The sequence below is a fragment of the uncultured Nostoc sp. genome, from assembly GCF_964245445.1.
Lineage (GTDB): Bacteria > Cyanobacteriota > Cyanobacteriia > Cyanobacteriales > Nostocaceae > Nostoc.
Genome location: NZ_CAXTNE010000352.1, coordinates 1 through 6,818, shown reverse-complemented (window position 1 = coordinate 6,818; position 6,818 = coordinate 1). Strand labels below are relative to the sequence as shown.

The 6,818-nt window shown below is 36.4% G+C and carries 8 protein-coding genes; 2 read left to right on the top strand and 6 right to left on the bottom strand.

Going from position 1 to position 6,818, the window contains the following annotated elements:
- Positions 1-67: 67 nt before the first annotated feature.
- Both ACFE90_RS34400 and ACFE90_RS34395 read right to left on the bottom strand, forming a co-directional pair.
- Positions 68-526 (bottom strand): hypothetical protein, encoded by a 459-nt coding sequence (locus ACFE90_RS34400; protein ID WP_375506763.1) that lies wholly within the window; start codon positions 524-526, stop codon positions 68-70.
- Between the two features lie 286 nt (positions 527-812).
- Complete coding sequence (locus ACFE90_RS34395) at positions 813-1,388, bottom strand: GNAT family N-acetyltransferase (protein WP_375506762.1); 576 nt, start codon at positions 1,386-1,388, stop codon at positions 813-815.
- A gap of 569 nt (positions 1,389-1,957) precedes the next feature.
- On the opposite strand from ACFE90_RS34395, the gene bioB reads away from it, so the two are divergent.
- Entirely contained in the window at positions 1,958-2,965 is a 1,008-nt protein-coding gene (gene bioB / locus ACFE90_RS34390; protein ID WP_375506761.1) for a biotin synthase BioB, read from the top strand.
- Between the two features lie 385 nt (positions 2,966-3,350).
- Here bioB and ACFE90_RS34385 read toward each other — a convergent pair whose 3' ends face one another.
- The 3 genes from ACFE90_RS34385 to ACFE90_RS34375 are packed head-to-tail and all read right to left on the bottom strand — an operon-like array spanning position 3,351 to position 5,804.
- The gene (locus ACFE90_RS34385) at positions 3,351-4,466 is read right to left on the bottom strand and encodes a ThiF family adenylyltransferase (RefSeq protein WP_375506760.1); all 1,116 of its coding nucleotides are present in this window, start codon (positions 4,464-4,466) and stop codon (positions 3,351-3,353) included.
- On the bottom strand, positions 4,456-5,586 hold the full coding sequence (locus ACFE90_RS34380; protein WP_375506759.1) for a ThiF family adenylyltransferase: 1,131 nt from the start codon (positions 5,584-5,586) through the stop codon (positions 4,456-4,458). The genes ACFE90_RS34385 and ACFE90_RS34380 overlap by 11 nt, the downstream gene beginning before the upstream one ends.
- The gene (locus ACFE90_RS34375) at positions 5,586-5,804 is read right to left on the bottom strand and encodes a hypothetical protein (protein WP_375506758.1); all 219 of its coding nucleotides are present in this window, start codon (positions 5,802-5,804) and stop codon (positions 5,586-5,588) included. Before ACFE90_RS34375 ends, ACFE90_RS34380 begins: the two co-directional genes overlap by 1 nt.
- A 317-nt stretch (positions 5,805-6,121) precedes the next feature.
- On the opposite strand from ACFE90_RS34375, the gene ACFE90_RS34370 reads away from it, so the two are divergent.
- Positions 6,122-6,499: an EamA family transporter gene (locus ACFE90_RS34370; protein ID WP_375506757.1), complete on the top strand. Its 378-nt coding sequence runs from the start codon at positions 6,122-6,124 to the stop codon at positions 6,497-6,499.
- 141 nt (positions 6,500-6,640) lie between these two features.
- Here the strand turns inward: ACFE90_RS34370 and petL are convergent, their stop codons facing one another.
- Entirely contained in the window at positions 6,641-6,736 is a 96-nt protein-coding gene (gene petL / locus ACFE90_RS34365) for a cytochrome b6-f complex subunit PetL (RefSeq protein ID WP_109007553.1), read from the bottom strand.
- Positions 6,737-6,818: the final 82 nt, after the last annotated feature.

Below are 6,818 nucleotides of genomic sequence, written 5' to 3'. Positions count from 1 at the left end.
CCGGTTGATGCACTAGCGTTTAGTGTACTCTATCTACCTGCAATCTGCTGTAAATCAAACTGATTTTCTATTTTGTAATTGGTTGTGATGTTGGGGGAGTAATTCCTACTGAGTTTGATGTTGGTTGTGATGCCTGTGAAGATAGAATTTTTTTCACTTGCTGGTTATAAGTTTGCAAAATTGATTGAACCTGTTTCTGTTGATCTTGATTCAGATCCAAAGATGTTAACGTTGTTCTAATTCTCTGACGGGATTGCAGTGCTGCCTTAAATTTAGTCGTTTGGGATGGGTTTAATAGAGCCTGAATATCCTTATCTCTTTGCTGACGGGCCACTTGGATTTGTAGGCGCTGTTGATTTGTGAGTTTGATTTTTTGGTGTGATGCAGGACTAGTCTGAGTTTTTAAGGCTGGTGGTGTAGTGGTGGGATTTGAAACTGGTTGTGCCAAAACACTTCCGTGGAAGATGGTAGCAAAAGCGAAGATAGCAGAAAAGACAGATAAGCGCTTTATAGAATTAATGGGCATTTTGAAAAACTCCTCAATCATTTCATAGAATTGGACACATCAACTCAAGCTAACCTTAATAACTTGGCTGGCTAGCGAATAAACGTTAATATTGCATTTACTTGTGGAGTTGTTGTGTATTTATTATGAATTTGCTATGAATTTCTAGATGCTTACAGCTGATATCTTAAATTCATGAAAATTCAGCTATTGTAATATTCATTATCAATAGCTGTAGATTGAACAATGCTCATACCATTTCTTTATAAATAAAATAATATTTATTAAAAATTATACTCAGCCATTTTTAAAGTTTAGGTACTTGCCAATTAGGATTGATAAGACTTGTCATAATATGATCTTCCCATTGCCCATTAATCAATAAATAGTCTCTAGCATATCCTTCAATGACAAAACCGAGTCTTTTGAGTACATTGCCACTGCGACGATTGTGAGGCATATAATTAGCCATGACCCGGTGAAAATTTAACTCTTCAAAAATATATTGAGTAGCGGCTTTTAGCCCTTCTGTCATATATCCTTTACCTTGTTTACTTTCAGCAAGGCTATATCCCACATAGCAAAAATGAGCGACTCCTCGGACAAAATTACTAAAATTTACAGTGCCAATAATTACGGTAGGATTTTTTTTGGTAAAGATAAATAGCTTTAACGATTGACCATTAAGAAATTCCAGAAAATTGCTTTCTATCTGATACTGCCAATACTCTTGAGTAAAAAAACCATCAGCCCAAAGAGGGTAAAATGGAGTGAGATAGGTTTTGTTATCAATGAAGTATTTGAGAATTTGGGGTATATCTTCATGGATAGCCGCTCGTAAGAACAGGCGATCGCTTGTAATTAGTGGCAGTTCGGATATCATAAATTACTTAATCGGCGGGATCTCTTCCCGAAACATTCTCTAGATTTTGTAAATTCTCTCATACCGTGGTTTAGCAGCAGCAAGATGAGTTGTATTATTGTTCCAATTTGGATAATCAGTGGTGTAGATATGGGTTCTTTGCCGAAAATGTCATGCTTTCGCTTTACTTGCAACAGATAAACTGAGTATTTTGGCTGTGAATCTGCCATTCAACCAAAATCTTGATAAGCTGATGTCTAATATCTAGAGCGCAAGGATTGAACAAGAGGCAGGGGAGCTCTTAGCTGAGAGCAAGGGAGATAGAAAAGAATTGGGATTCGACCCAATCAATTCGAGAGCCACTTAATAGAAGTGGGGGACTCACACCCATGTTCCCCCCTTCATTCCACAGCAATTCTTGATAGGATCATTTCCCCCTGCCCCCTACCTCTTGGTTGAGAGCCAATGGGTGATAAAGCACAGTAAGCGGCATAACTTCGATAAAATCGCTTTGTCCAAACGCTGTACCGTAGGAAATTCAACCAAAAGACAGCTCAAGATTTAACCCAGTCTACAAGAAGGATAGTGATGTGGTGGGAATACGCTACGATTGGCAGGAATTAGAGATTCGGGCGATATACAACACGCCATTGCTAGAGCTGATTTATCAAGCTGCTAGCGTGCATCGCCGATATCATGACCCAACAAAAATACAAGTTTGTAAGCTTATATCTATTAAAACGGGAGGTTGCCCAGAAGATTGTAGCTACTGTGCCCAATCTTCCCGCTATAAAACAGAGGTAAAGGCGGAAGCACTCCTAGAAAAGGAAACGGTAGTTAACATCGCTCAGAAAGCGAAAGAAACTGGTGTTAGTCGCATCTGCATGGGTGCTGCTTGGCGCGAAGTGCGGGATAACTCACAATTTGAGGAAGTCCTGGAAATGGTCAAGGATGTAACCGCAATGGGTTTAGAAGTGTGCTGCACTCTGGGTATGTTGACAGCAAATCAAGCCAGGAAATTGGAAGAAGCGGGACTTTACGCCTACAACCACAACTTAGATACCTCGCAGGAATATTACAGCACAATTATTACCACGAGAACTTATAGCGATCGCTTAAACACAATTGAGAATGTCCGTCAGACAAATGTTACTGTATGTTCCGGCGGTATCTTGGGTTTGGGCGAAACTGTTGATGACCGGGTTGGGATGTTACAAACTCTGGCAAACTTACATCCGCATCCAGAGTCTGTGCCAATTAATATTCTTTCACAAGTACCGGGTACACCCTTAGAAAATCAGCCTGATGTACCCATTTGGGATATTGTGCGGATGATTGCCACAGCCAGAATTTTAATGCCAGCTTCCGATGTGCGTCTTAGTGCCGGTAGGGCTAGACTTTCTCAAGTTGAACAAGCTTTCTGCTTTATGGCAGGAGCCAATTCTATCTTTTCTAGCGACGACAACAAAATGTTGACAGTGACTACTCCCTGTCCAGATTATGATAGCGATCGAGAAATGCTGAACTTACTTGGTTTGGGAATGCGTCCGCCTTCCCAAAGACAGGAGAAGGTAGCAAGTCCAGCTGTAGTGGGATAAATATTTGATTTGGTGCAAAACATTTAGTTGAAAATTCAAATCTAGGCTAAATGTTTTTTTTCTAATTAAGCCAAGAGACGCGATTTATCGCGTCTTTGCTTTGCGATGTAGAATTTTCATCTTGGAGTGTAATTTTTAGGACTTACACATTGACAAGTTGGTCAAGATATGAATTAAGCGATACCAAGAAAAATTGTCAGGCGATCGCTATGATTTAGTACACATATATTAATAAGCAAATAATAAAAAGGTATTGCTGAAATTAGTAACAATAATCAATTGTGTAAAACAATCTTGAAATTTATTTGGGAAAATTAATGGATAGTGCATCAAATAAATACTATAGTTTATGAAATTTACTAAGCTTAATTATTGTCAATACTAATTATTTTTTCTTTCCACAACATGGGCAGTCAGTCCGTCTTGGTAAATCAATGAAATTAATTTTATTTGTGAAAAAATTATATTCACCTCTTCGATTTACCATTGCAGGTTTTAGCTCAGGCGCTTTTGAAGCAATACGTATTACTTCATTAACCACAAACGACGATGATATCCCAGTTAATGGAGCAAGATTTCCTATGTTACGCTGTGGTCGAGGAAGTTTTCTAATATTTTTTAACTCTGGTGCATTAATGTCTTCAAGCGTAAGAGCCATGCATTCAAAACAAGCTGTTTCATAAGGAAGGATGGTTGGCCCAATTAAACTTAAATGGAGATTATGCCCTCCTGCTATAATATAGGGAATTTTGCTCTTCATACAAGCTTTATGAATTAGGTTTGATGTGACATCAACATTCGGAAAATCTGCACAGTTAATTACTAAAATACTTTCATTCTTTATTTTTAAATAATTTAATATGTTTAATATTTCGTCCGATTGGGAAATAACTGTTGTTCTTTCACTAACTTCAACATTAGGTTGAATAGACTTTAGTCTATTTGATATTGCTGTAGTTTTTTTTAAACCTAAGTCTTTATATGTAAAAATTGAACGATTTAAGTTAGTTTCTTTAACTACATCATTGTCAATAAGTGTTAATTTATCTATTCCACTTTGAACTAAAAGAATAGATACCCAACTTCCAACTGCACCCAATCCTACTATAACAACATGATTATTTTTAACTTTATTCCAGACTTCAAAAATTGAAGTATAAGAAATATAATCTCCAAGAAAATTTAATACTCTGCGATAAGGAGTTTTCGCAATCTCTGCTGCGGTTTCCATATCCTCAATAAGACACTTAGAAGCAAGAAAATTTAAAAAAGAGCATATAGCTTCTTCATGATTATTGCCAAAATATTCTATAATAAACTTAACAGAATTAGTTCCATCCAATTTACTTATAATATCAGTTAATATAGGTTGAGAGAATACTACTGGAACTATTCGACGCGTATTAGATAAAAAGAAGTCAAACCTCTGATAAAATTCATTTTTTACATCAATAGGAACAAAACTTACAGATGGTCGGAGACGAAAATATTTATCTTTCATTATCTAAATTGCTGCATATATGACAGGTAGGATTTTTTTGAACAGGAAAGACTGATAAGTCGTAATCATCGAAGAGCAATTCTCCTCGTTCACCTTCAAATATACCTGTAGGATCAATAAAATAACGAACAATAGTCATTGCAGCTGTTGAAGCTGCAAGAACCGACAAAGATGCTAAACCCCCGAATGAGCTTCTTCTATCCTTAACAGGATGACTAATAGGCTTCCAATCTTTCAAAGATTCTTTAAAAAATGTATTATAGCAGTCTGCACAAGGAGTAACACCTGGTATTATTAACTCGCCTAAAGAGCCTAAATGTGCATCAAAACCACCAGCAATCATTAGTGGCTTTTTATGTTGAACACAATAACGAGACAGTTTTAAACCTGTATAACCGATATAAGGTTCATCAGCTGTATTAATAATACAATCCATGCCCAGTAATAAACTTTCTAAATCAGTATCTATTGTTAAAGCATGAGCAAAGACTTTTACACAAGCCTCTTGATCAATATCAAGAATCATTTGTTTGGCTACTTCAGTCTTTTGAAGATTTATTACCTTTTGTTCAAAAAATCCATGTCTAGATATATCAAATTCAGAAATAATATCGTAATCAACTAACAAGAAATTGTGAAATCCCATCATCACAAGTTCTCGACATAACCAACTGCCAATACCACCAATGCCAAATATTGCTATTTTAGCTTGATAAATTCTAGATTGGATTCTAGCAACTTCATCAGAGCTATCAGTAATATCAAGAAAAAAATTTAGTTGTCGCTCTAACCTTTTCTTATATAAATATGGTAAATTAATTTCTTCAATCCAATGTTCGTAATTAAGAATTCCTTTTTTATATAAATACTTAATAAACTCTAAAAACCCATTGTTCATTAAAAACTCTTCACATGAAGAGTTAGTTAAACGAGAGTTTAACTCTTCTACTGAAAACTCTCCTGTTAACCATGAAAGGCTTTTTATGAGTAAAGGGTGACACTGAACTTTTATTCTCTTACGAGTAGATAAATAAACAAAAGTAACGTCACTTTCAGACTCTAGATAAATATCAACTCCATCTCGAAGACGGGGTTTATATTTATTCCAATTTTCACTCATCAGTATTGTACCTGTCCGCCCTCAACATTAAGAAACTGTTCCCATTCATCTGCACTTCCTACAAAGTTTTCATCCCTTGAACAAGTACGGGTGCAACAATCCGAACGAGAACCCGAACATTCCTTTGTATAAGCTTCCCCTTTTGTCATCCCATCTTCAACAGTAATTTCGGCAAATCCGTACTGCTCAAGATTTTTTTGTATAATGTTACTCATCATTTACTATCCTTTAAATAGTGGTTACAGTGATTACCCTAATCTCACCCCTGACCGTATAAACCCAGAGAAACTAAAAATATATGCGATAAAATTACCTTAATTTTATTGGCTTTTATCGCTAAATCAAGGCTTGAGCTTTTATTCGGAGTATCTGAAACTACATTATTGTTTTTCGGTGCAAGATGTGAGATCAATCATTTCAAACTGATTTTAGCGCTGTAAAAAAAAATCAGCAACAAATTTATGTGATCTTTATAAAGTTTTTTCTTTTATAGATAAATCGACCAGAAAAACGGATAACGTCCAGTCCTCTGTTGGTGTTTACGGCATGGCAATTGGCAATCGGCGGGATCATTCTTTTACCTATTGCCCTAGTTGTTGAAAAACCGTTGACTCACCTGAGTGTGGCAAACCTATTGGGATTTGTCTATTTGGGTTTGGTGGGAACTGGGTTGGCTTATATGCTCTGGTTTCGCAAAATTGAGCGATTAAAAGCAACAGCTGTTTCTTGCTTGGGATTGATGAGTCCCCTAGTTGCAACACTGATGGGATTTATTGTGTTACATCAAACGCTAATGCCAATTCAACTAATTGAAGCAGCGATTGTACTAGTGAGTGTTTTAGTGGGACAACAAACTAATCGATTAGGCGATCGTTCGACTACCTACAAAGTATCGTCTAAAAAATTACTTTAGTTCAATACGGTTTGCTATTGATTAATTGAGTTAAACAGATTTATCGCCAACTTTTGGATGCTATTTTTAAGCACATTGAGGGATAGGCAGAATGCCCGTCCCTCAAAATTCATAGGTTGATAAGTTCGATCTGTCTGTCGATTAAATTATCTTGGCAGTCCGCAGACCGAACAGCAGACCGACAGCCAAACCAAAGAACAAAGCTAAAAAGCCGATGTAAGCTGCAATCGCAAACATTTATTTTTCTCCACAATACTTCCTAAATCTATTGAATCATTAGTCATTGGTCATTGGTCATTTGTCATTGGTCATTGGTCAT

What these genes read in the sequence shown, in the direction of transcription:
- ACFE90_RS34385 (WP_375506760.1), bottom strand. Translation starts at nt 4,466, where the DNA reads ATGAAAGATAAATATTTTCGTCTCCGACCATCTGTAAGTTTTGTTCCT.
- ACFE90_RS34375 (WP_375506758.1), bottom strand. Translation starts at nt 5,804, where the DNA reads ATGATGAGTAACATTATACAAAAAAATCTTGAGCAGTACGGATTTGCC.
- ACFE90_RS34400 (WP_375506763.1), bottom strand. Translation starts at nt 526, where the DNA reads ATGCCCATTAATTCTATAAAGCGCTTATCTGTCTTTTCTGCTATCTTC.
- ACFE90_RS34395 (WP_375506762.1), bottom strand. Translation starts at nt 1,388, where the DNA reads ATGATATCCGAACTGCCACTAATTACAAGCGATCGCCTGTTCTTACGA.
- petL (WP_109007553.1), bottom strand. Translation starts at nt 6,736, where the DNA reads ATGTTTGCGATTGCAGCTTACATCGGCTTTTTAGCTTTGTTCTTTGGT.
- ACFE90_RS34380 (WP_375506759.1), bottom strand. Translation starts at nt 5,586, where the DNA reads ATGAGTGAAAATTGGAATAAATATAAACCCCGTCTTCGAGATGGAGTT.